We start from the raw sequence: 394 nt of genomic DNA on the forward strand, positions 1-394 counted from the left end.
TTCCCTTTTCCCATGTGTGGCGGTTCAGCAGGATATCTTCAGGATCACATGTTCCCGGATAGAACGTGATGCCGCAGATCATACAGCCTACCACATAGTTCGGATCGATTTCATGTGCCTTCTTTACCGCATGCGCGCTTGCTACAAACTGATAATGCAGCTGCTGATACGCTTTCTGATACATTTCATCACTTGCTGTATTGCCAAACATTTCAAGGAACATGACTGTGTTATTGATTTCATTGAACGTCAGCCAGTATTTTACTAACCCTTTGTATTCTTTAAAGCACGTTTCCGCAAAACGGTCATAGAATTCGATCAGTTGTCGATTGTTCCAGCCATCATAATGCTCCTCTAAATATAACGGCGTATCAAAGTGGTGGATCGTAACCAA

The 394-nt window shown here is 42.9% G+C and carries 1 protein-coding gene; it reads right to left on the bottom strand.

The window, feature by feature from the left end; genetic code table 11:
* The coding region (locus DAHG_RS18210; protein ID WP_034456168.1) for a family 1 glycosylhydrolase at positions 1–394 on the bottom strand (394 nt) is incomplete at both ends.

It is taken from the genome of Dielma fastidiosa (assembly GCF_000313565.1).
Lineage (GTDB): Bacteria > Bacillota_I > Bacilli_A > Erysipelotrichales > Erysipelotrichaceae > Dielma > Dielma fastidiosa.